Annotated in this window: 22 protein-coding genes and 1 pseudogene; 18 read left to right on the forward strand and 5 right to left on the reverse strand. The window is 55.3% G+C overall.

Annotated features, from left to right (window positions below; translation table 11 throughout):
* The first annotated feature begins 84 nt into the window (after positions 1-84).
* The 16 genes from PROAA_RS14380 to PROAA_RS14455 all read left to right on the forward strand — a co-directional run bounded on the left by PROAA_RS14380 (position 85) and on the right by PROAA_RS14455 (position 16,532).
* The gene (locus tag PROAA_RS14380) at positions 85-534 is read left to right on the forward strand and encodes a DUF411 domain-containing protein (RefSeq protein ID WP_245664292.1); all 450 of its coding nucleotides are present in this window, start codon (positions 85-87) and stop codon (positions 532-534) included.
* Between the two features lie 18 nt (positions 535-552).
* The gene (locus PROAA_RS14385) at positions 553-915 is read left to right on the forward strand and encodes a copper-binding protein (RefSeq protein ID WP_186411996.1); all 363 of its coding nucleotides are present in this window, start codon (positions 553-555) and stop codon (positions 913-915) included.
* 127 nt (positions 916-1,042) lie between these two features.
* Complete coding sequence (locus PROAA_RS14390) at positions 1,043-2,314, forward strand: TolC family protein (RefSeq protein ID WP_186411997.1); 1,272 nt, start codon at positions 1,043-1,045, stop codon at positions 2,312-2,314.
* On the forward strand, positions 2,311-3,960 hold the full coding sequence (locus PROAA_RS14395) for an efflux RND transporter periplasmic adaptor subunit (RefSeq protein WP_186411998.1): 1,650 nt from the start codon (positions 2,311-2,313) through the stop codon (positions 3,958-3,960). Before PROAA_RS14390 ends, PROAA_RS14395 begins: the two co-directional genes overlap by 4 nt.
* A gap of 20 nt (positions 3,961-3,980) precedes the next feature.
* Positions 3,981-7,115, forward strand: a complete 3,135-nt coding sequence (locus PROAA_RS14400; RefSeq protein ID WP_186411999.1) for an efflux RND transporter permease subunit — start codon at positions 3,981-3,983, stop codon at positions 7,113-7,115.
* 1,013 nt (positions 7,116-8,128) lie between these two features.
* Positions 8,129-8,383 (forward strand): DUF2933 domain-containing protein, encoded by a 255-nt coding sequence (locus tag PROAA_RS14405; protein WP_186412000.1) that lies wholly within the window; start codon positions 8,129-8,131, stop codon positions 8,381-8,383.
* The gene (locus tag PROAA_RS14410; RefSeq protein ID WP_186412001.1) at positions 8,383-9,033 is read left to right on the forward strand and encodes a methyltransferase family protein; all 651 of its coding nucleotides are present in this window, start codon (positions 8,383-8,385) and stop codon (positions 9,031-9,033) included. The genes PROAA_RS14405 and PROAA_RS14410 overlap by 1 nt, the downstream gene beginning before the upstream one ends.
* Positions 9,026-9,535, forward strand: coding sequence for a hypothetical protein (locus tag PROAA_RS14415; RefSeq protein WP_186412002.1), 510 nt, complete (start codon positions 9,026-9,028; stop codon positions 9,533-9,535). Before PROAA_RS14410 ends, PROAA_RS14415 begins: the two co-directional genes overlap by 8 nt.
* Positions 9,532-11,838, forward strand: coding sequence for a copper-transporting P-type ATPase (locus tag PROAA_RS14420; protein WP_222102287.1), 2,307 nt, complete (start codon positions 9,532-9,534; stop codon positions 11,836-11,838). Before PROAA_RS14415 ends, PROAA_RS14420 begins: the two co-directional genes overlap by 4 nt.
* Before the next feature lie 318 nt (positions 11,839-12,156).
* Positions 12,157-12,504 (forward strand): hypothetical protein, encoded by a 348-nt coding sequence (locus PROAA_RS14425; RefSeq protein WP_186412003.1) that lies wholly within the window; start codon positions 12,157-12,159, stop codon positions 12,502-12,504.
* A gap of 307 nt (positions 12,505-12,811) precedes the next feature.
* Positions 12,812-13,081 carry a hypothetical protein gene (locus PROAA_RS14430; protein WP_186412004.1) on the forward strand — a complete coding sequence of 90 codons (270 nt, stop codon included), beginning with the start codon at positions 12,812-12,814 and terminating at the stop codon, positions 13,079-13,081.
* Positions 13,082-13,126: 45 nt separating this feature from the next.
* Positions 13,127-13,363: a hypothetical protein gene (locus tag PROAA_RS14435; RefSeq protein WP_186412005.1), complete on the forward strand. Its 237-nt coding sequence runs from the start codon at positions 13,127-13,129 to the stop codon at positions 13,361-13,363.
* 10 nt (positions 13,364-13,373) lie between these two features.
* Positions 13,374-13,757 carry a hypothetical protein gene (locus PROAA_RS14440; protein ID WP_186412006.1) on the forward strand — a complete coding sequence of 128 codons (384 nt, stop codon included), beginning with the start codon at positions 13,374-13,376 and terminating at the stop codon, positions 13,755-13,757.
* Positions 13,757-14,536: a hypothetical protein gene (locus tag PROAA_RS14445; RefSeq protein WP_186412007.1), complete on the forward strand. Its 780-nt coding sequence runs from the start codon at positions 13,757-13,759 to the stop codon at positions 14,534-14,536. Before PROAA_RS14440 ends, PROAA_RS14445 begins: the two co-directional genes overlap by 1 nt.
* Positions 14,537-14,661: 125 nt before the next feature.
* Positions 14,662-15,237 carry a flagellar basal body rod protein FlgB gene (gene flgB, locus PROAA_RS14450; protein WP_245664293.1) on the forward strand — a complete coding sequence of 192 codons (576 nt, stop codon included), beginning with the start codon at positions 14,662-14,664 and terminating at the stop codon, positions 15,235-15,237.
* Positions 15,234-16,532 (forward strand): HD domain-containing phosphohydrolase, encoded by a 1,299-nt coding sequence (locus PROAA_RS14455; RefSeq protein WP_186412009.1) that lies wholly within the window; start codon positions 15,234-15,236, stop codon positions 16,530-16,532. The genes flgB and PROAA_RS14455 overlap by 4 nt, the downstream gene beginning before the upstream one ends.
* Before the next feature lie 28 nt (positions 16,533-16,560).
* Here the strand turns inward: PROAA_RS14455 and copK (PROAA_RS14460) are convergent, their stop codons facing one another.
* Together copK (PROAA_RS14460) and PROAA_RS14465 are read right to left on the reverse strand one after the other, a co-directional pair.
* On the reverse strand, positions 16,561-16,842 hold the full coding sequence (gene copK / locus PROAA_RS14460) for a periplasmic Cu(I)/Cu(II)-binding protein CopK (RefSeq protein ID WP_186412010.1): 282 nt from the start codon (positions 16,840-16,842) through the stop codon (positions 16,561-16,563).
* A gap of 179 nt (positions 16,843-17,021) precedes the next feature.
* Complete coding sequence (locus tag PROAA_RS14465) at positions 17,022-17,426, reverse strand: CzcE family metal-binding protein (protein WP_186412011.1); 405 nt, start codon at positions 17,424-17,426, stop codon at positions 17,022-17,024.
* Positions 17,427-17,717: 291 nt separating this feature from the next.
* Here PROAA_RS14465 and PROAA_RS14470 point away from each other — a divergent pair.
* A pseudogene (locus PROAA_RS14470) lies at positions 17,718-18,740 on the forward strand (HD-GYP domain-containing protein).
* Positions 18,741-18,756: 16 nt separating this feature from the next.
* Here PROAA_RS14470 and PROAA_RS14480 read toward each other — a convergent pair.
* From PROAA_RS14480 to PROAA_RS14490, 3 genes are all read right to left on the reverse strand, one after another.
* Positions 18,757-19,128: a hypothetical protein gene (locus PROAA_RS14480; RefSeq protein WP_186412013.1), complete on the reverse strand. Its 372-nt coding sequence runs from the start codon at positions 19,126-19,128 to the stop codon at positions 18,757-18,759.
* 228 nt (positions 19,129-19,356) lie between these two features.
* Positions 19,357-19,647: a periplasmic Cu(I)/Cu(II)-binding protein CopK gene (gene copK, locus PROAA_RS14485; protein WP_186412014.1), complete on the reverse strand. Its 291-nt coding sequence runs from the start codon at positions 19,645-19,647 to the stop codon at positions 19,357-19,359.
* A 107-nt stretch (positions 19,648-19,754) separates the two neighbouring features.
* On the reverse strand, positions 19,755-20,144 hold the full coding sequence (locus PROAA_RS14490) for a CzcE family metal-binding protein (RefSeq protein WP_186412015.1): 390 nt from the start codon (positions 20,142-20,144) through the stop codon (positions 19,755-19,757).
* 735 nt (positions 20,145-20,879) lie between these two features.
* Here PROAA_RS14490 and PROAA_RS14495 point away from each other — a divergent pair.
* Positions 20,880-21,896 carry a DMT family transporter gene (locus PROAA_RS14495; RefSeq protein ID WP_186412016.1) on the forward strand — a complete coding sequence of 339 codons (1,017 nt, stop codon included), beginning with the start codon at positions 20,880-20,882 and terminating at the stop codon, positions 21,894-21,896.
* The last annotated feature ends 814 nt before the right edge of the window (positions 21,897-22,710 follow it).

A 22,710-nucleotide genomic window follows, 5' to 3' on the forward strand; every position in this document is an offset into this window, starting at 1 on the left:
AGGTTCATAAATTACAGAAATGTAATTTTTCAGTCAGCCTCATGTTGGTTTCCCCTGATTAAACTCCTCGCATCTGATAAACAAATGGAAAATATTATGAAATATCATCTCCGCTCACTCTTCCTTATCGCGTTTATGGGTTCCGCTTCAGTCTTGGCACAAACGCTCCCCAAAGTCGACATCTACAAAAGTCCGACTTGCGGCTGCTGTGGGAAGTGGATCGAGCACATGCAAAAGAGCGGTTTCATAGTCGAAATTCACGAAGTGAATAACATTCCCGCCTCCCGCAAAAAACTCGGCATGCCCGATCAATTCGGCTCCTGCCATACCTCAAGGATTGGCGATTATGTCGTTGAGGGGCATGTTCCGGCAACTGATATCCAGCGATTGCTCAAGGAAAAGCCCAAGGCATTGGGTCTGGCCGTTCCATCGATGCCACCCGGATCGCCCGGTATGGATATCCCGAATTCCCCACCGTACGATACCTTGCTGGTTCAATCTGATGGCACGACCCGCGTTTTTGCGAAACATTAATTTTCACCGGAGTACACCATGAAAACTTTAACTGCAAGCGCTTGTATTGTCCTTATCGCGACCATTTCTGCACCGGGCATTGCCGCTAGCAAACACGACGGTCATGGCGCCATGGCCCCTGGCATGAAGATGCAGGGCCAAGCACCGACCGAGGTAAAAATGGTTGAAGGTCTGGTCAAAAAAGTAGACAAGTCTGCCGGCAAAGTCACCCTTGCGCACGGTCCGCTGCCGAACCTGGGAATGGATTTTTCCATGACTATGGTATTTCGTGTCAAGGACACGGCCTGGCTGGAGCAGATGAAGACAGGAGACAAAATCCGTTTTTTGGCAGACAACGTCAATGGCGCAATAACGGTCGTCAAGTTTGAGCCCACAAAATAACGTCTACTTGGTGTGGCCGTTCATCAGCGACGCATTCTTATCGTTGTGTCGCTCGGGCAGATCCTTGATCTTCTGGCAAATCGTCGAGGCAGCCTGAATTGGCACTTGTACTTCACAGGGAGGTTAAATGCGAGGAAATTTTCGCACGAAGGTATTCATATTGATGTTGGCGCTGGGGATTGCAACCCCAATCCTGTCGCAGGAAGTTGCCATTGGCAGAACCGTCGACAGCCTGCTCGACTATGCCAGAAGCACTAATCCGGACTATGCATCGATGCGCTACGAAGCCGATGCGGCCATCGAGCGGGTCGTGCCCGCCGGCGCACTACCTGACCCAAGATTCAGAATGGAACTCCAGGACATCACCAAGTTTGGTGAGCAAAATGCCACCTTGAACCCGAGCCGGGTCGGCAGCACCAAATACACGGTGCTACAGGAAATACCGTGGTATGGAAAACGTGATCTGAAACGCGAGATTGCCGAACTGGAGGCCGAAGGGGCGCAAGGACGTGTGCGTGGAACCTGGACCGAAATTACCGCCAAGCTCAAGATAGCACATGCCCAACTGTATATTTTGCATCGCAACGAACAACTGACGCGCGAGATTCTCGACCTTATGGTGAGACTGGAAAAGATTGCCCAGATTCGATACGCCGGCGGGCTGGCGATGCAGCAGGACGCGATCCGTGCCCAGGTCGAGCAAACCGGCATGCGTAACGACCTGATCATGCTGGAGAATGAAGGCAACATGCTGCGGGCGCGCATCAATGCGCTGTTGGCCCGGCCATCCAGCGCACGTCTTGCCAATCCCGAGGTGTTACGCCCGATCCCAGCGCCAGCGAAGCTCGACTATGCGACGCTGGAAGACCGCGTACGTGGTCGCAATCCGCAACTTTTTACTGAAGAGGCGCGCATCAAGGCCGCTGAAAAGTCCCGCGAATTGACCTACAAGAACCGTTACCCGGATTTTGCGCTGGCCATTTCCCCGATCCAGTACCAGAACGCCGTCAAGGAGTGGGAAGTGATGGTCGAATTCAACATCCCGCTCCAGCAAACCTCGCGCCGCGCCATGGAACGTGAATCCGAATCGATGCTTTCGGCCGCCCGGTCGCGCAAGGAAGCTACATCGAACCAGATACTTGGCGAGCTTGCCGAAAATCTTTCCGGTATCGAAGCAGCGCGGCGTACCGAGAGTCTGACGACGAACAGTCTACTGCCCCAAGCCGAATTGACCTTCAACTCCGCCCTGGCCTCCTACGAGAATGGGAAAGTGGATTTCGCCACCCTGCTCGAAGCACAACAACAAATTCGCAAAGCACGCCAAATCCAGATCAAGGCACAGGCAGAAGCGCAGATTCGTCTTGCAGAAATCGAAAAACTATTAGGAGAAGATTTATGAAACTGGGGGCGGGATTGACGCTTGGCGTTATCGTTACTCTGATCGCTGGCGGTGGTGGGTACTGGCTGGGTAACAAGGGAACAACATTGCCTGGCGCAGGGAGTACGGCGGTTACAGCGGATACCCTCAAGACGACAGGCGAGAGCGTTAAAAAGGAGCGAAAACTTCTTTTTTACCGCAATCCGATGGGCCTGCCCGACACCTCGCCGACACCTAAAAAAGACCCGATGGGCATGGACTACATCGCCGTTTTCGAGGGTGAGGATGATGATGGAAACAGCGGAGAACCGGCATCGGCCAATCAGATCAGGATCAGTACGGAAAAAATTCAGAAACTCGGTGTGCGCAGTGAAGCCGCCGAGCTTCGCAACCTCGATAAAACGGTTCGCGCGGCAGGTCGAATCGAACCGGACGAGCGAAAAACCTACGCCATCTCGCCCAAATTCGAAGGTTACGTCGAACGTCTGCAGGTGAATGTCACCGGCCAGGCTGTTGGCAAGGGGCAAGCGCTGTTCGAAGTGTATAGCCCGGAGTTGGTCTCAGCGCAGCGCGAATACGCCATCGCCGCGCAGGGCGTCGATTCGCTCAAGGATGCGGGGGGTCAAGCCCAGGCCAGCATGAAGCAGCTCGCTGAATCGAGTCTGCTGCGATTAAAAAACTGGGACATTTCGGAAGCGCAGGTCAAGGCGCTGGCACAATCCGGCGAAGCGAAACGCACGCTAACCTTCCGCTCGCCGGTAACCGGCATCGTCACTGAGAAAAAAGCGCTGCAAGGCATGCGCTTCATGCCCGGCGAAGTCCTCTATCAGGTCGCCGACCTTTCATCGGTTTGGGTTGTCGCCGACGTCTTCGAGCAAGACATCGGTCTGGTCAAGCTGGGCGCCCAAGCCAAAGTCCGGATCAATGCCTACCCGGACAAGCTCTTCGAAGGCAAAGTCAGCTATGTTTACCCCACCCTCAACGCGGCAACCCGTACCGTACCGGTGCGCGTTGAACTCGCCAACCCCGGTCTACTCTTGAAGCCCGCCATGTTTGCTCAAGTGGAATTGCCGGTGTCAGCCAAGGGTAACGTGGTCACCGTACCGATTTCCGCCATCATTGACAGCGGAACCCGTCAAATTGTCCTGATCCAACAGGGTGAAGGTCGTTTCGAACCGCGCGAAGTGAAACTCGGCGCGCGTAGCGATAGCAACGTTGAAATTATCGAAGGGGTGAAAGAAGGCGAACGGGTAGTGGTCGCCGCCAACTTCCTGATCGACGCCGAGAGTAATCTCAAGGCGGCTGTTGGCGGTTTCGGCCACTCCGCTCATGGTGCGGCGCCCAAGGCGGGGACGGAGTCAGAGAAAGCCACACCAGCGGCCAAGGGGTCGAGTCATCACGCCGAAGGAACGGTGGACAGCGTTGACACAAAAGCGGGCACAGTCAATCTCAACCACGGCCCGGTCGACAGCCTCAAATGGCCGGCCATGACCATGGAGTTCAAGGCCGCCAACGTGACCCTGCTACAAGCGTTTAAACCGGGTGCCAAGGTGGTTGTCGAGTTCGTCGAGCGCCAGCCGGGCGAATGGGTAATCACCAGCGTCAAGCCGATGGCGATGGGCGCGGCTGCGCCAGCCCCTGTGGCCAATCCGCACGCCGGCCACTGAAGAATAAAGGGAAATTGACCATGCTGGCCAAAATCATCGACTGGTCGGGCAAAAACCGTTTCATGGTTCTGCTTGCCACCCTGTTCATCATTATCTGGGGGGTCTTCGCCGTCCTCAGAACACCGATTGACGCGCTGCCCGACCTCTCGGATGTTCAGGTCATCGTCTATACCGAGTATCCCGGCCAGGCGCCGCAGGTGGTCGAGGATCAAGTGACTTATCCCTTGACCACGGCCATGCTTTCGGTACCCAAATCGAAGGTGGTGCGCGGCTTCTCATTCTTCGGCGCGTCCTTCGTGTACATCATCTTCGAGGACGGTACCGACATTTACTGGGCGCGCTCGCGCGTGCTCGAATACCTGAATTTTGCCTCCAGCCGCATGCCAAAGGGCGTCACGCCCTCGCTCGGACCGGACGCCACCGGCGTCGGCTGGGTCTACCAGTACGCGCTGCTCGCCAAGGACAAGACGCTGGCTGAACTGCGCACCATCCAGGACTGGTACGTCCGCTATCAGCTGACCAAAGCGCACGGCGTCGCCGAAGTCGCATCGGTCGGTGGCTTCGTGCAGACCTACCAGGTCACCGTTGACCCGGTGAAGCTGCGTTCCTACGGAATTCCACTGATGAAGGTGGCGCAGGTGATCCGCGACTCGAACCGCGATGTCGGCGGGCGCGTCGTCGAGATGGCCGAAACCGAGTACATGGTGCGCGGAAAGGGCTACCTGCGCGGCGGAAGCGATCTCGAAATGCTGGTCGTCAAAAGCGAACGGGGGACGCCGGTGCTGATCCGCGACATCGCGCGCGTCGAGCTGGTGCCCGACGAGCGGCGCGGCTTGACCGAGTTAAACGGCGAAGGCGAGGTGGTGTCGGGAATCGCCATGGCGCGCTACGGCGCCAACGCGCTGGAAGTCATCCATAATCTGAAGGCCAAAATCGACGAAATCGGACCCGGCTTGCCCGAGGGCGTCACGGTGCATACGGTGTACGACCGTTCCGAGCTGATTCACCGCGCTATCGATACACTGAAGCGCACCTTGCTGGAAGAAGCGGTCATTGTCGCGCTGGTTTGTATCGCTTTCCTGATGCACGTGCGCAGCGCTCTGGTCGCCATCCTGATGCTACCGGTCGGTGTGCTCATCGCTTTCATCGCCATGCGCTCGCTGGGCATGAACTCCAATCTGATGAGCCTGGGCGGCATCGCCATCGCCATCGGTGCCATGGTCGACGCCGCCATCGTGATGATCGAGAACGCCCACAAACACCTGGAGCGTCTGCCCGAGGAGCACACCAAAGCCGAGCGTGCCGACGCCATGCTCGCCGCCTGCAAGGAAGTCGGCCCGGCGCTGTTCTTCTCGCTGCTCATCATCACTGTTTCCTTCCTCCCGGTGTTCGCCCTGGAAGGCCAGGAGGGGCGGCTGTTCTCGCCGCTGGCCTTCACCAAGACCTTCTCGATGGCCGGCGCGGCGCTGCTTTCGGTGACGCTGGTGCCGGTCCTGATGATGTTGTTTATCCGCGGCAAGGTCATGCCGGAAGCGCAGAACCCGGTGAATCGTTTTCTGATCTGGGCCTATCGGCCGATCATCGCCGGCGTCATGCGCTGGAAGAAGCTGACCATCGTGCTCGCCGTTCTGGCGTTGGGTGTCTCGGTCTACCCGGCTTCGCAACTCGGCTCCGAGTTCATGCCGACGCTCAACGAAGGCACACTGCTCTACATGCCGGCTTCACTGCCCGGTATGTCGATCACCAAGGCGGCCGAACTGATGCAGACGCAGAACAAGATCATCAAGAGCTTCCCCGAAGTCAGCTCGGTCTACGGCAAGGCCGGCCGCGCCAATACGGCGACCGACCCGGCGCCGACCGAGATGTTCGAGACAGTGATCAACCTGAAGCCGGAATCCGAATGGCGCCCAGGCCTGACCACCGACAAGTTGATCGCCGAACTCGACAAGGCGCTGCAATTCCCCGGCGTCGCCAACTCCTGGACTATGCCGATCAAGGCTCGTATAGATATGCTGTCTACCGGCATTCGCACGCCAATCGGCATCAAGGTCTTCGGCAAGGATCTTGGCGAGATGGAAAAAGTGGCCAAGGAAATCGAGGCCGTAGTCAAGGCCGTGCCCGGCACGACCAGTGCCTTCGCGGAACGGATCACCGGCGGCTTTTACCTGAACATCGAGCCGGACCGCGAGCAGTTGGCCCGCTACGGCCTGGCGGTCGGCGACCTGCAGGACGTGATCGGTACGGCGCTGGGCGGTGAAATGGTGACGACAACCGTCGAGGGCCGCGAACGCTTCGGCGTCACCGTGCGCTACCCGCGCGAACTGCGTTCCGATCCGCAGCAGATCGCACGCGAGGTGCTGATCCCGACCATGGACGGGGCGATGATTCCGCTCGGGCAACTGGCCAAGGTGGTCGTCGCCAAGGGGGCTCCATCCATCCGTACCGAGAACGCGCTGCTCTCCGCCTATATCTTCATCGACATCCGCGACCGCGATATCGGCAGCTACGTCGCCGACGCCAAAAAGGCCGTCGCCGAACAGGTGAGCTTCCCGCCAGGCTACTACGCCACCTGGAGCGGCCAGTTCGAGTACATGGAGCGGGCCATCGAGAAAATGAAGATCGTCATCCCGGTAACGTTGCTCTCGATCTTCCTGCTGCTTTACCTCAATTTCAAGCGCATTACCGAAACCTTGATCGTCATGCTCTCGGTGCCCTTCGCGCTGGTCGGCGGCATCTGGCTGATGTGGTGGCTCGGTTACAACCTCTCGGTGGCGGTGGCGGTCGGCTTCATCGCGCTGGCCGGGGTCGCCGCCGAAACCGGCGTGATCATGCTGATCTACCTCGATCACGCGTGGGAAGCGATCAAGGCGAAATGCCGCGCTGAAGGACGCACACCGAACGTCGGCGATCTCTATGAAGCGGTGATGGAAGGTGCAGTCGAGCGCGTGCGGCCGAAGATGATGACCGTGGTGGCGATCATGGCCGGCCTGCTACCGATCATGTGGGGCACCGGTACCGGTTCGGAAGTCATGAGCCGCATCGCCGCGCCGATGGTCGGCGGCATGGTGTCATCGACTGTGCTCACCCTCGCGGTCATACCGGCCATCTATGCGCTGGTTAAGCAATGGCGGATTAAACGTGGCATGGAGAAATAACTGCGCCCAGAAAAAAATGTCATTGCCAGGAATATGTAATCTTGCAGAAGTAATGTTCACGGCAGCGTCAGAAGTCACGGTATTGCCGAGTGTCAGCACCGTTGTTGGCTATTCTGGGGCCGGCTACAGTGACTAATCGGGTGATATTCACTACCGCTTACCGTTACCGTCAGATACGGAAAGGCGGTTTCCTCATCGCAAAAACACTCGCACCCGTCGATGTAAGGCTCAGTGTAAGGCTCAGTGCGGCAAGTAGTGCCAGTTATCATGGCAGACTCCTTGTGAGGTTGGATGGATTACGCCGGACAGTTCTTGTCAAACGGTGGGGCCATATTAGGAGCCGGAACACCTTCAGAACGATGACTTGAAAATTACGTTTCAGTCAGAATTTTTAGCCACCCAAACTGATAAGAGCAATTCACGCGGTCGGGCTCTCGGTTTGGTATCTGATCAAATCGCCGGAAAAAAGTTAATCCAATCCGGGAAATTTGGGAAGCTATCCCTCGCTAGCGGATAAATCTTCGGGCCTGGTGTGCCGTAAAAGTTAATGCACATGTCTTTACGAAGCCTCCATCCCGCTGATCTGCACGACCTCCCGGTGCTATTCGACAGCGTGGATCAAACCATGACTCGAGAATCCTTTCACCGCCACCCATCGCCATAAAATATCGCTCAACCTCCGCATCCAGTACGTGATAAATCCCGGATTCGGGGCAGGTTCGCCTCACCCAAGCGGTTGGCATTAACCCCGAAGTGTCAATTTTTGCTTTGACACACTGTGAATACATACCCGACAAACGCTTTCGCGAATGTGACGCGAATGTAATCTGTGGGTCATGTTGTTGACAGCAGTCTGCGGCTAGTGTGTTTACATCAAATCCATTCGGATAACAACTATTCCCCCGATTTCAAGCATTGGTGCCCAGTGCTTCGAAGATGAATTGTGAGTGATCGAACAAATAGGTGCTCCGGAAATACGAGCAACTAGAGACCTACTGCCCTGAGGAGTTGAGATGGAACACAAGCTTGAATCTGGCAACGGCACCACGAATTCCAAGGCCAATATTGCCTTGATCGTCTTCTTGCTGATCGGCGCTTTTTTCCTGATTACTGAACATTGGGCGCACCTCGCCGGGTGGTTACCCTACTTGCCGTATTTGCTCTTGCTGGCCTGTCCGTTGATGCATGTTTTCATGCACGGTGTCCACGGCCATGGAAATCACGCGCCGAGTGAGACCTCGAATGAATCCACACCCGAGAAGAAATAATGGATCACAACGCTGCTCCGGCCTACGGGCTTTGGTCGCTGGTCATCATCAATTCGCTGGTGTTCATCATCTTCGCCTTCAGCTTTACCAAACCCAGGACATCGCGTGACTGGCGTTCGTTCGGCGCCTTCTCGGCTTTTCTGGTGGCTCTATTTACCGAGATGTATGGCTTTCCACTAACGATTTACCTCTTTTCTGGCTGGCTTTCGCAACGATTTCCCGGCGTTGATTTTCTTTCACATGATGCCGGACACCTGCTGGAAGTCATGTTTGGCTTGAAGAGCAATCCCCATTTCGGCCCCTTTCACATTCTCAGCAATGTCCTGATCGGCCTCGGTTTCTGGCTGCTCGCTTCGGCATGGAAGGTTCTGTACGCGGCACAACGGACTCACCAACTGGCAGCAACTGGTGCCTATGCACGCGTGCGTCACCCACAATACATCGGCTTCATCATGATCATGACGGGGTTCTTGTTCCAGTGGCCGACCCTGATCACACTCGTTATGTTTCCGGTTCTGGTCTTCATGTACGTGCGTCTTGCACGGCGCGAAGAACAGGACGCACGAGCAGAATTCGGCGAGGCCTACAGCCACTATGAGGCCAATACACCCGCGTTCTTTCCAAAGTTTGGTGTGAAGTCTCATGCCTAATTCGGCGATGTCTCGCTTTGTGGCACACGCTGGCTTATGGTCTGCGCTCGCCTTTGTTTTCAATCTGACGTGGGAAATCGCTCATGTCAGGCTCTATACGATCTGGGCAGCAGCGAATGGTATGGGTGTGGCGTGGGCGCTATTCCACTGCACCCTGGGCGATGTGGTGATTGCGCTCGTTATGTTTGTACTGGCCGGCATGATGCTCGGGCGTGCGGATTGGCCGGTATCGCGTCCGTGGCCAGGCGGCGTCATCGTAGTGATCGGCGCGCTGGCTTTTACCGCCTGGAGCGAATGGTACAACGTCTATCGCGCAGGCAATTGGGCCTATACGGCCAGTATGCCGATGATTTTCGGGATTGGATTATCGCCGCTCATGCAGTGGCTGATCCTGCCACCGGTGATAGTAGCCATGTACCGAAGACTGGGGACAATGCTGTTCGGTCAGCACAAGGTGCAAAGTACAAATCCAACACAAGATTTTACGAGGAACCTGCCATGACAGCAGAAGGAAATGATACGCACGATGTGCATGCTCATCATCCGCACCCAGACTTCGCACCACCGGCGGCTAAGTCGGAAGCGAACAGCCCTCATTACACCTGCCCGATGCATCCGGAGGTCGTCACTGACTCGCCGGGCAGTTGCCCGAAGTGCGGCATGGCGCTGATTCCGATGCCCGGGCTCGCAGCGCGCGCCGCTGAATATACCTGCCCCATGCATCCGGAGATTCGCAGACCGCAGCCCGGCAGTTGCCCCAAATGCGGGATGGCGCTGGTACCGATCGCAGGTGCGGGAGAAGCGGACAACTCAGAATTGCGAGACCTAACGCACCGCTTATGGTTCGGTGTCGCGCTATCCGTTCCGCTCGTCGTTCTCGCCATGTCGCCGATGATTGGCATCCACGAACTGTTCGGCCTCAAGCCCCAGACACGCGGCTGGATCGAGTTCGCGCTAGGAACTCCGGTCGTGCTTTGGGTCGGCTGGCCGATCCTGAGCAAATTCTGGCTTTCTCTTATTCATCGCTCGCTCAACATGTACACGCTGATCGGGATCGGGGTAGGGCTGGCCTATGTGTTCAGCCTCGCCGCCGTGTTTTTCCCAAGTCTGTTTCCACCAGAATTCCGCGTGCACGACGGTGCGGTCGGCACCTATTTCGAGGCCGCAGCCGTAATCGTGACGCTGGTGATCCTCGGTGACGTTTTGCAATTACGGGCCATGGGGCAGACCAGCCAGGCGATTCAGAAATTGCTGACGCTCGCGCCCAATCTGGCCTGGCGTTTGCGCGACGACGGTACCGAGGAACAGGTCGCATTGGAGACAGTCATGGTTGGCAATCGGCTACGCGTGAAACCGGGAGAGAAAGTGCCGGTGGACGGAACGGTGCTTGAGGGAACCAGCCGTATCGACGAATCCATGATCACCGGCGAACCGGTGCCGGTGGCCAAGGCGGCCAACGACAAGGTGACCGGTGCCACCGTAAACGGCAATGGGGCATTGCTCATCCGCGCCGAGCGTGTGGGGGCAGACACGCTGCTGGCACGCATCGTTCATATGGTGGGCGAAGCACAACGCACGCGGGCGCCGATCCAGCGACTGGCGGATACCATTGCCGCCTACTTCGTTCAGATTGTCGTAACCATTGCTATCGTGACGGCGGGGGTATGGTGGTTCATTGGTCCGGACCCAAAATTCGCGTACGCGTTTGCGAACGCTATTGCCGTGCTGATCATCGCCTGTCCCTGTGCGGTCGGTCTCGCGACGCCGATATCAATGACGGTGGCCATGGGGCAAGGGGCCAGCGCTGGCATCCTCTTCCGCAATGCCGAGGCCATCGAACGAATGCGCGACATTGACACGCTGGTGGTGGACAAAACCGGAACACTCACTCTCGGCCACCCCGCGCTGACCGATTTTGCGACCGAGGGCATTCCGGAAAATGACGCACTCGCCTTGGTGGCTGGAGTGGAGCAGCTTTCCGAGCACCCGATTGGTTTGGCGATTGTCGAGGGGGCCAAGGCACGTAGCCTGACACCCGCTACGGCCACAGCATTCGAAGCAATCAATGGGCTCGGTGCGCTCGCCAACGTCGATGGCAAGCGTGTACTGGTCGGGAGCCGTGGCTTTCTTGAGCAGAACAAGGTTGATCCTGTTCACTGGGAAGAACGCGCGGAAGCCTGGCGTGCGGATGCCAAGACGGTGGTGTTTTTCGCCATTGACGGTGTAGCGGCAGGCATCGCCGGCGTGGCCGATCCAATCAAGGACAGTACGGCGGAAGCTATTACCGCGCTCAAGAATTCGGGAATTCGCGTCGTGATGCTCACGGGCGATTCGCGCAGCACGGCGGATGCTGTGGCCCGGCAACTCAAGATCGATGAAACGCTTGCCGAAGTGCTCCCTGAAGACAAGGCGGGGCATGTGAAGCGTTTGCAGGCTGAAGGCCGCAAGGTCGCCATGGCCGGTGACGGCATCAACGATGCACCGGCACTGGCGCAGGCCGACGTCGGGATCGCCATGGGCACCGGTACCGATGTAGCCATGGAAAGCGCTGGCGTGACGCTGGTGAAAGGCGATCTGCGCGGCATTGCGCGTGCGGTCATTCTGTCGCGCGCCACAATGCGTAATATCCGCCAGAACCTCACTTTCGCCTTCGGCTACAACGCCCTCGGTATCCCCGTGGCCGCTGGTGTGCTGTACCCGGCTTTTGGCTTGCTGCTATCGCCGATGTTTGCCGGAGCGGCGATGGCACTGAGTTCGGTGTCCGTCGTCACCAACGCATTGCGGCTCAATCGCATCAAGCTATGAAATGGTCGATACCCCGATATTAAAAGTATCTGAAACGCCATTACCCGCATCGACTTCTTTAAAACTGACACATGCGAGGTGGCTTTATTTTCTCTTCAATACTACACCTACGTGACTGTGCGGCTCCGATAACTCAAACGCTGCCCATAACTTGCGCAGATTCTGGTCTGAGTCGATTTCGATTGAGTTGCATGTGTTTAATCGCAGCAAGGCTTGCTTCTGTCCTGTCATTTTCGTGACCGTATTGTAATCCGGTGGACATGCTCCAGTCAGCATCTCGGTCGCAAACTGGAGGTGTTAAAACAACAGGAGTAAATCATGCGCACCAAGTTCCTCTTAATTCTTTCCAGCCTTGCCTTTATCACACTCTCGGCTTGCACATCCGCGCCATCGGTCGACGATATTCCAGCAAGCATCGCCACTGCCACAACGTCAGCAGACCACCAGCGAATTGCCGATTATTTTTCTCGGAAAGCGGCCAGCTATGACGCAGAAGCTGCAATGCATAAAAAAATGGCTCTCTCCTATGGGAGTCGTCCAAAGGGCGATTCGGCAGCAATGACGGCGCATTGCCATGCATTGGAGACACAATTCAGCAATGCTGCCAAGGAGGCGCGCGCGTTGGAACAAGCCCATCGCCAGTTGGCCAGCGGCACAGGTAAATAGGCAAATGAAGTAATGTCAAACTGTCGCTTGTCTGAAAATTGATGTTGCGTATACGTTTGACCACTGCAATTGCCTGACAACAATAGAAGGATTGAGTTGTTATCGGCATTTGAACGGATAGACGGCACAAGATTCGGCGAATGATCACTCCCCTTTCGGATCCAGTCGTCGCACTGCCAAACCAAATCTGTCTGAAATGTCATCCTAGAGTCATGCTGTCGACAGCAACCAAAGTTCAGACTGTGTATTGTCCAAGGTATTCGGACACGCAAGATTCCCTCGCTTTCAACCATTTGGAGAAATTAACATGAAACTGAAATCCATCCTCTCAACGAGCCTGTTTACCGCAATGGCCGTTCTTTCCATTAGTGCTCAAGCCGCGTCGGATACGGACAAAGCCGCAGAAGTCAAAGCACCTACGGAAAACGTAAAAACTGTCACGCCGGCCTCTCAGAAGAGGCATTCTCATGTCCAAGAAAAAACCGGGGTGCCGCAGTCAATGCCAGAAACTTCTCCGGACAAGTCAAGCGTTGCCATGGATATGAGCAAACACTATCACCCCCGGGACGGCAAGTAGCCTTGAGATTCACGAGCTACTGGCAGGGGGCTTGATGTTTCCACAATGGACAGCCGAAAACATGATGAACACGGTAACCGCTGCTCTTGTCGCCTGCTTGCTGAGGCCGTCGGCTGCAACCCGAAGACCATTCGCTTTGCTTATTGCCAGGCGGTGTTGTGGAAGCATTGGGTCGTTGAATGCAACCACGGTGGTCACGATTTGCCTGCAAAACCGGATAGCCGTGGCAAGTGGCACGATATCCAGCCAACGATCAGAGCCATCCTGATCAAAAACAAGTGAGTGGGTCGCCATGCAACCGGTCACGCCAAAGCAGAGTTTGCCTCTTCGGCAAGCAACCGGCGGCGAACACGGCGGGCATAATGCGGCGCCAATTGCGCCGACGACAGGTGGTTCCTTTGCAAACACACTGGCCCAGACGATTACCCAAGCAATTCCTCAGAACGGCAGTACGGCGCACGGCGATCACGGAGGTGCGTCGTCGCAAACTGGCCTCGGGAATTCCGGCACCGGATCGACACAATACTCGGGGACTTACGGTGCTACGGTCGGTGGACATCCAGGCCATAATTCACTAAAGAGCGTCGGGCATTTTGAGAAGCACGCGCTTCAGGAAGCCGTACTTGGATTGCGCTCTTATCGCCAGCAACTGATCGCCTCCAATCTTTATAACTGATGCACAATTTTCCTGAAACGCCACTGGAATTGAGTCGCCTGCTTGCCCGCAGACTGGGAACTGCCGCAACTACCCTCGGCTTTGCAGCCGGTGGTATTTCGTACCAGAGCGATACCCGCCGCGCCGAGCTGGCGACGTTGGAGCGCGCCGTGGCTGGCGCACGACATTTCGAGACGCCCGCCATGCAGATGGCTGCCAGTATCAACGCACCAAAGGAACATGGTGCGCTCAAGCGTCTGCTGGATCGAACCCGTTTTGTTGGTATTCGCGTATTCAGCCCGGATAGAGTGCTGATCTACGAGACCTGGACGGATGTGCCTGCGGCTCTGATCAATACGGTTCGATCCCGACAGCATGCTTGGCCCGGACGGGGGCAAAGCCATCAGAACTGGATCGAGGTAACCGGCGTGCGGCTGATTCAAGTTGTTTTGCCGTTGTTCGGAACGGACGCAACACTTGTGGGTTATCTGGAAGGCATCAGCCGCCTTGACGAGCAGACCCTGCAAAAACAAGGGGAGCAAGTCCGCAATGGAGCGCTGACGGCGGTCGTGTCCGTCCTGCTCACGGCATTTCTTCTCTATCCGTTGCTGTTGGCCATGCTTCGGCGCTCGGCCGGACTGTCCCGCCGCTTGCTGGATTCCAACCTCTCCCTGATGCGCTCCATCGGCAACGCCATCGCCAAGCGGGATTCAGACACCGATGCCCACAATTGCCGAGTGACGATTTATGCCCTCGACCTGGCCGAGGCCATGGGATTGCCGAAACTGAACATTTCATGATTGAGAACGAATGAGAGGGAGGAATGGCAGGAGTCCCTGAACTCAGTGTTCCTCGAGCGGACGCGCCCTCATCAACTCACAGTAACCATGGGGTGGCGCCGGCAGCGAATGCGCCCAATAGTGGAGTGAGTTTTTCTGAAGCGCTAGGACAAGCCGTAGCCCAAGCTAATGGACATGGTGCTCATGACGGTTCAGCGCCGAGTAGTGCGGGAGGCGCCCACGACGGTGGCCACGCTGGTGGCGCATTGAGTGCGTCGAGTAGCGAACCCCACCCGCAGCATTTCTCGATGGGTGGCGCGGCTCATAGAGGACCGACTCATTTTCAGGAAAAAGCCCTGGGATTGCGAGTCTACCGTCAGCAGTTGTTGGCCTCTAACATCGCCAACGCCGACACACCGGGCTATAAAGCCGTCGACATTGATTTTGCCGAAGCGGCACAAATGGCCATGACCAACCAAGGTAAGCCACTCGCCTTGGCCACTTCGGCATCAGGGCATATTGCGGCAAGCGCTCAAGGCCAAACCCCGCCTTACCCTTTGAAATATCACATTCCTTACCAGGCGAGTGCAGATGGAAATACCGTCGAAATGGATCTCGAAAGGAAAAAAATGGTAGAAAATTCGTTGATGCATCAGTTTTCACTGGATCGAGTCAGCGGCCACTTCAAGATGTTGATGGAGCTTTACCAAAGTCTGAAATGACGGAAATCCATATCCCCGAAACGCCGGGCCAACTACGCTGGTTGTTGTCGCGTAAGTTGAGCTTGTGGACTGTCGTAATCGGCATCTCGGCGGGCACCCTTGCGTACTGGCTGGAATCCTGGAGGACAGAAGATCAGGCGATTCAACACGCCATCGCCAGTGTTCGACACTTCGAGACGCCGGCCATGCAATTGACCATGAGTGCAACGTCAAACGAACACGCTTCTCTTGAGCAGTTACTCAATCGCGACCAGTTGATTGGAATTCGTGTGTTTAGTCGTGACAAGGAAATGCTATTTGAGCGCTGGGGCAGTATTCCCGAGGCGCTCATCACTGCGATAAGGAGGCAAACGCACCTCTGGCCGGGAGCCAATACTAGCCATAGTAACCGTGTCGAGGTGTCGGGAGAGCAGTTGATCCAGGTGGTTTTGCCGTTGCTCGCCAAAGATGGCAGCCTGGCGGGCTATGTGGAAGGGGTTAGCCGAGTCACACCAGAAGCACGACAAGGGCAACGTGAACAAGTCCGGAATACGTCAATAACCGCTGCAGCTTCGGTCTTGGCGGCCGCCGTATTGCTCTATCCCCTGATGCTGGCCATGTTACGTCGATCCCGCAGACTCGCACGGCGCCTGCTTGATGCCAACCTTTCCTTGATGCATTCGCTGGGTAACGCGATAGCAAAGCGCGATTCCGATACAGATGCACACAACTACCGGGTGACCTGTTATGCCGTCGCACTTGCCGAATCTCTGAATATCCCGGGCAAAACAATTTCTGATCTGGTGGTAGGAGCCTTCTTGCATGATGTGGGCAAAATCGGCATTCCTGACCACATTCTTCTCAAGCCCGGGAAATTGACTGCAGAGGAATTTGCAATCATGCAGACCCATACGCTGCTCGGGGTTGAAATTGTTGCCGACAACCCTTGGTTGACCGGGGCCACACAGACTATTCGCCATCACCACGAGCGCCATGATGGAACGGGGTACCCGGATGGTTTGTCGGGTGGGGAAATTCCTCTCGTTGCACGCATCTTTGCACTTGTCGATGTGTTCGACGCGCTGACTTCTGTCCGTCCCTACAAGCCTGCACTCTCATTAGCCGAGACCATTGCCATTATGGAACGGGAAGCCGGTAGTCATTTTGACCCGGAAATATATGCTTATTTCATGCTGTTGGCGCCGGCCTTGTATGAAAAAAACCAGACTTGGGGCCACGAGGATTGGGGTTTGGAACTCAGCACCGTGCTTGCCCGTTACTTCAACATGGAAAACGCCCCAGTGACGGGGCGTTGATCAAAGCAGATCGCCGGGTTTGAATGGCTTAGCCGCCGCGATGGTCTTTGTGCAGGATATTGTCCAAACGCATGACTTCGTCACCGTGCATCATGATTTTCTGACCATCCTTCGTTTCCATTACCGTATCTTTTTTCATGCGCACCGCACGACCGAGTTTGTCCTCCATCCCCATCTTGCCATCCTTGAAGATGTAGACCGTCGAGCCATCCTTCAACTCGATCGATTTTTCGACCTGTGCAGCATCAACAGCATAAGCGGATACACCAACCGTGCTCAGTGCGGCAATCATCAACATTTTCTTAAGCATTTCTATCTCCTTGAGAGTTGTGAACTTGCATTTCAGATACTAAAGATTGGAACCTGACAGTTCCCCGACGCAGCGATGATATTTGCGTCACCGACTTGCATTTCAGATACTAACGACTGGATCCTGACAGTTCCCCGACGCAGAGATGATATTTGCGTCACCGTTGCGTAATTTTTCACTCAGCCTCCGCTGTAAGACGGGTTCTCAGTGACATAAACTGTTACGCCATCCGCCCCAGGAATGACTTTGGAGAGGGGAAATGAGCTTGTGCCGAGCGTGTCGAACATCCAGGTGACGCTCTTGCCACCGACAATGATCCGAACGCTTTCAAGACGTGTGACATTCAAGTGCTTGGTGCCGCCGTCGATATTCACCACCCGTGCAGCGGTGCCGGACGTCGCGTAACCATAAGGAGCGAGTTGGTTGGCCGTTGGTTGGATCTTGGATTCCTGAACCTGTCTAAACCATCGAAGCTGCTGCAGATCGGGGGAGGCGTCATAGGACAGGTTATCGGCCAGCACCGCGGTGGCGCCAGTAAGGCTCAGCGCTGCAACTAGTGCCAGTTGGGTAAAGTTGGTTTTCATGGTTGTCTCCTTGTGAGGTTGGGTGGATTACGCCGGACAGTTCTTGTCAGACGGTGATGTCATCTTAGGCGCCCCTTACCAACAGCACGGTGACGGGGAAATTACATTTCAGTCAGACTTTTTGTAGCCGAATATGCCAAACAATTTGGTTCGAGCAATCCGGTTCTCGGCCGCCGATTGCTCACTATGGGAATCGTCTGCCATCCAGGTAGCCGTATGAACAGCGAGGTCACCGAGGAACACGGTGCACTCAATCGTCTGCTGGACCGTTCGCGATTTGTCGGAATTCGCGTGTTTGGCTCGGATCAGTCACTGACCTATGAAACGTGGGCCGATATTCCCTCAAATATTATTGACTCAGTCCGTTCCGGGCAACATCAACACAGTTGGCCAGATCAAGAGGAGATCCACCGAAACTGGATAAAGGTAGACGTAGAGCGCCTGATTCAAATCGTATTGCCCTTGGTCGGAAAGGATGGAAAGCTTGCAGGTTATCTGGAAGGGGTCAGTCGCCTCGACGAGAAATCACTTCGGGCGCAAAGGGATCAAGTCAGCAACACTGCTCTGACAGCGGTCATTGCTGTTTTAGTCACAGCGCTTCTACTTTATCCGTTGCTGATGGCCATGTTGCGTCAAGCCGTCGGATTGTCCAGTCGCCTGCTGAATTCCAACCTCTCCTTGATGCTTTCGCTCGGTAACGCTATTGCCAATCGGGATTCGGATACGGATAGCCACAATTATCGCGTCACTTTCTATGCGGTAGCCCTGGCCGAGGCCATGGGATTGCCGAAACAGGATATTTCAGCATTGATCACTGGCGCCTTCCTTCACGACGTGGGGAAGATCGGCATTCCCGATAGCATCATGTTGAAAGCGGGGAAACTAACCAACGAAAAATTCGATGTGATGAAAACCCATGTCCTCCTCGGCATCGAGATCGTCGAGGACAACCCGTGGCTGAAAGGTGCAGCGTTGACCATTCGATAACACCATGAACGTTTTGACGGAACAGGCTATCCCGAAAATCTTCGCGGAGATTCGATACCACTGAATGCCAAACTATTTGCGGTCGTTGATGTTTTTGACGCGCTGACGTCGGAACGTCCCTACAAAAAGCCAATGGCGTTAAACGAAGTCATGGTTATCATTGAATGCGAGTCTGGTTACCACTTTGACCCAACAATCGTTGCCGTTTTCCGGCGCCTGGCCCCCAGGCTCTATGCACAGACAAGCCAAACCGACAAAGTTGAACTGCATCGAAGAATGCATGAAACGCTAGCTCGCTATTTCTTGGCAAATCAGATGCTATCTTGACGGCCTTACAAACGCATCACATCATGTTGAGCAAATACTCTTGTCTGCCGGCCAGGCATGACCCTTCTGCCGTATTACTCTCTGTTTTCCAGTGACACTCAAGCGTGCTTCCGTCCTCCGCCCTCAGCGTTGAATTTACGACTCCAATGTGTCGCTGATGCGGGTATGAAGTCTCCGCCTTTTGCTCCTTTGTGGGCGAATCGACACGCCATTCGCCGCGATAAATTTTGTCGTTGAGTGTAATTTCAACACGACGAGACCCAAAAGCTTCTCTTGTGACCTTGCCGCTGATCATGGTATTAGGAGAACCACTTTGCAGATAGCCGGTAGCAGTGCAGGCGCTAAGCATTAGACCGCTTAAGGTGATGCAAATTAAATTACGTTCCATAACATTCCCTTTGAGAGAGCAGCCCCTGATTTTTTGAACCAAATGCCCTGGAAGATTAATTGAACCCTGCGGTGGCGTTTTCCGGTTGGGTCGCGGACTTTTTACTGAGAGGTGCTCTTGCTGCAAGCCGTGCACGCCAGGGGATACAGTCTGCGGTATGGAATCCGAGACGCGCTTTCCGGATTTAAGCGACCCAGTGAAGGGCCGCTGTGTAATCCAACCGGGAAATTAGCCGCCGCCACCATAATCCTTTTTCAGCAGACTATCGAGACGCATGACTTCGTCTCCGTGCATCAAGATCTTCTGGCCGTCCTTGGTTTCCATTACCGTATCTTTCTTCATCCGAACGGCGCGACCAAGTTTGTCTTCCATGGCCATTTTGCCGTCTTTGAAGAGGTAGACCGTCGAACCGTCTTTCAGATCGATCACCTGTTTCGCTTCGGCGCGGGCCGCATCACTGGCGAATGCAGTGACGGAAATGGCACTTATTGCAGCAACTATCAGCAATTTTTTCAGCATTTTTTTTCCTTGAGTTAATCGAACTTGCGTTACAAATACCGGCGTCAGGAATCTAACGCCTTACGAATCCGACGATGACTTATCATCATTGCCGGGCAATCGTTCTATTAGGGTCGATATCTAGGGTTCTCGGCGACATAAACCGTAACCCCTTCAGTCCCGGACACAATCTTGGAAAGCGGGAAAGCGTTGGTTCCCAAAGTGTCGAACATCCAGATGACACTCTTGCCGTCCACATTAACTTTGACGGTTTCGAGACGTGTGACATTCAGATATTTGGTACTGCGATCAACATTCACCGACCGTGCGGCTGTGCCGGTCGATGCGTAGCCATAGGGAGCGAGCTGGTTGGCCGTTGGTTGGCTCTTGGATTCCTGACCCTGTCTAATCCAGCGAAGCTGCTGCAGGTCGGGGGAAGCGTCATCTGCCAACACCGCGGTTGCGCCAGTAAGGCTCAGCGCGGCAAGTAGTGCCAGTTGTGTAAAATTGGTTTTCATGGTTGTCACCTTGTGTAGTTGGGGGGGGTTACGCCGGACAGTTCTTGTCAGACGGTGATGTCATCTTAGGCGCCCCTTACCAACAGCACGGTGACGGGGAAATTACATTTCAGTCAGACTTTTTGTAGCCGAATATGCCCAACAATTTGGTTCGAGCAATCCGGTTCTCGGCCGCCGATTGCTCACTATGGGGGGGCTGATAGGCCGATGGGCCAGCTTGAGAGAACACATCAAAATCCAGAAAGCCCTGTGGTCGGCTCATCACTTGTTGAGCTTGGAATCCGGATCGCACAGTCGATTGCCCCTCCGGACCAAGGCCTCCTCCTCGATCACGTGCTAGTGCGGGGAAATGCCCGTTGCAAGTTGGTAAAACCGTATGATTTTCAGAGTTCGGTAAGCGTCCCCACATTGCCAAGCGCATGCGCCGACGCGAAACTCTCTGTCGGCGCAGGCGGCGGTGTGCGGCGGTGCGGCCAGAGGGCTCTTCCCGTCACTTTGAGCAACTCGTTGACCACCGAATCCAGGCCGCCATCAAGCTAATCAAGCCGACCTAACGTACCCGCAGTGCGCATCTTTACCCGTCCGGCGGCATCCCGTTTGGACTTTGTGCGCTTTACGTAGCGGCGACATTACGAGACAGTTATCTCATAGGCTGCTATCCAGCAAGTAGCAGTCATTGGTCGTTTGGGAGTTTCTCGCTTATCATTGACTTATTGCTGCTTGAAGGCTGAAAACATGAATTTGAAGGAAGGTTTTTCCAAACCCGGCGTGCCTGCAGCACTCGGAGCCGCCCTATTGTTCGGCGCGGGAACACCGCTCTCGAAATGGCTGCTCGATGTGGTGAGTCCGTGGTTGTTGGCAGGCTTGCTCTATTTTGGCTCAGGGGTTGGACTGGCACTGTATCGTCGCATGATCTGCGCACCAGCCGTTCGCCTTCCTCGAAATGAAATGTCTTGGTTTGCCGCAGCAATTATGGCGGGCGGCATCTTCGCTCCTGTGTTGCTGATGATCGGCCTGACCAGCATGCCAGCGTCGGATGCCTCACTCTTGCTAAATGCCGAAGGCTTCTTTACCGCGCTGCTTGCATGGTTCGCTTTCAAGGAAAATTTCGACCGACGAATTGCTCTGGGGATGGTGGCCATCGTGGCAGGTGCGGTCGTCCTGAACTGGCCGGGAGAAGCACGGTTCGATGGGTTGTGGCCGCCGCTGGCTATCCTTGGTGCCTGCTTGGCTTGGGGTATAGACAACAATCTGACGCGCAAAATCTCGCTTACGGATGCAACGTGGATTGCCTCTGTGAAAGGTCTGGTATCCGGTGCTGTAAATTTGATACTAGCCTTCTCGCTAGGCGCTTCCATTCCAGCACTTCCCAACTTGGCTGGTGCAATGGTGGTGGGTTTTCTTGCCTATGGCGTGAGTTTAGCTCTATTCGTAGTTGGCTTGCGTCACCTTGGCACCGCACGCACAGGAGCTTACTTCTCGGTCGCGCCGTTCTTCGGCGCCTTACTGGCCTTGCTGATGGGTGAGCCCGTAACGGCGCCGCTACTTTTGGCAGGTGCCTTGATGGCGCTAGGTACCTGGTTGCATCTAACAGAACATCATGAACACATTCACGACAAGCATCACCAGCATGAGCATGACGATGCGGAGGCAGTTGGTAACAAACATCACCATGTGCACTGGCATCATCCGACGACGCATAAACATCCGCACTTTCCAGACTCTCACCACCGGCAGCACATTCACTGTTAGTGGCAGAAATTTGCGTGAGGCTAACAGTTCCGTTACCGCAACCTATAACCGATGCCGGAGATTAAGCAGTCAGTCGATTTTCATATGACAGCAGGCCGTATAGGGTCGCTATGTAAAGCTTTGTGCATAGCGGTCACTATGCATAGATATCAACTAGCGATAGATCGTGCAGTCCAGAACGGTTCGACTCATACCACACAAAGCGGTTCTTGGTGAAGTTGGTCGGAATTGTTCTAGCCATGGTTTTGGGAGTAGAGCTCCGTTGAGGCTTCACTTCTGGGGGCCGTCATGGGGGAAACCCGTTTATCTAGTCTTGCGCGCATCGACTGACTGACAAAGGGCCCATCGCACCAGCACCGGACTTCGCGGCGCCATATTCGCAACGCAGGCCGGATTTACAGCAAGCACCGGGATGCGGATACCGGCGCTAAAGCCTTGCAATGCTGCCGTTTAATTTTTCACATTGACGGACCGCTGAGGGTCGATAGGGTGAGTAGCGTTTTTCGGTAAGCCGCCGCTCAGATTCGCTGACTCCGATTTTTCAACCGAAAAGGCCGAACGGCGGCAATGCGCCAAGGTGCAGTCGTCCAAGCAGCATGCCTTGGATGGCAGCTCAGGCCGATGAGCGGGCCGACCGACTTCAGGACAGAAAGGCAGGTATCTGATCAGTTAGCTGCCGTTCGTGCAGCCTGATCCTTCGGGACTGCTACGGCCGGTTGTGGCCGAATCGAGGCAGTTTAGATAGACGTCAACTGTATCGGATCTACGATACCGCGTTGCCAAGTGACTTACGTAGTGGTAATGGGCCGGAGGG

It is taken from the genome of Candidatus Propionivibrio aalborgensis (assembly GCF_900089945.1).
In the GTDB taxonomy this organism is placed as follows: domain Bacteria; phylum Pseudomonadota; class Gammaproteobacteria; order Burkholderiales; family Rhodocyclaceae; genus Propionivibrio; species Propionivibrio aalborgensis.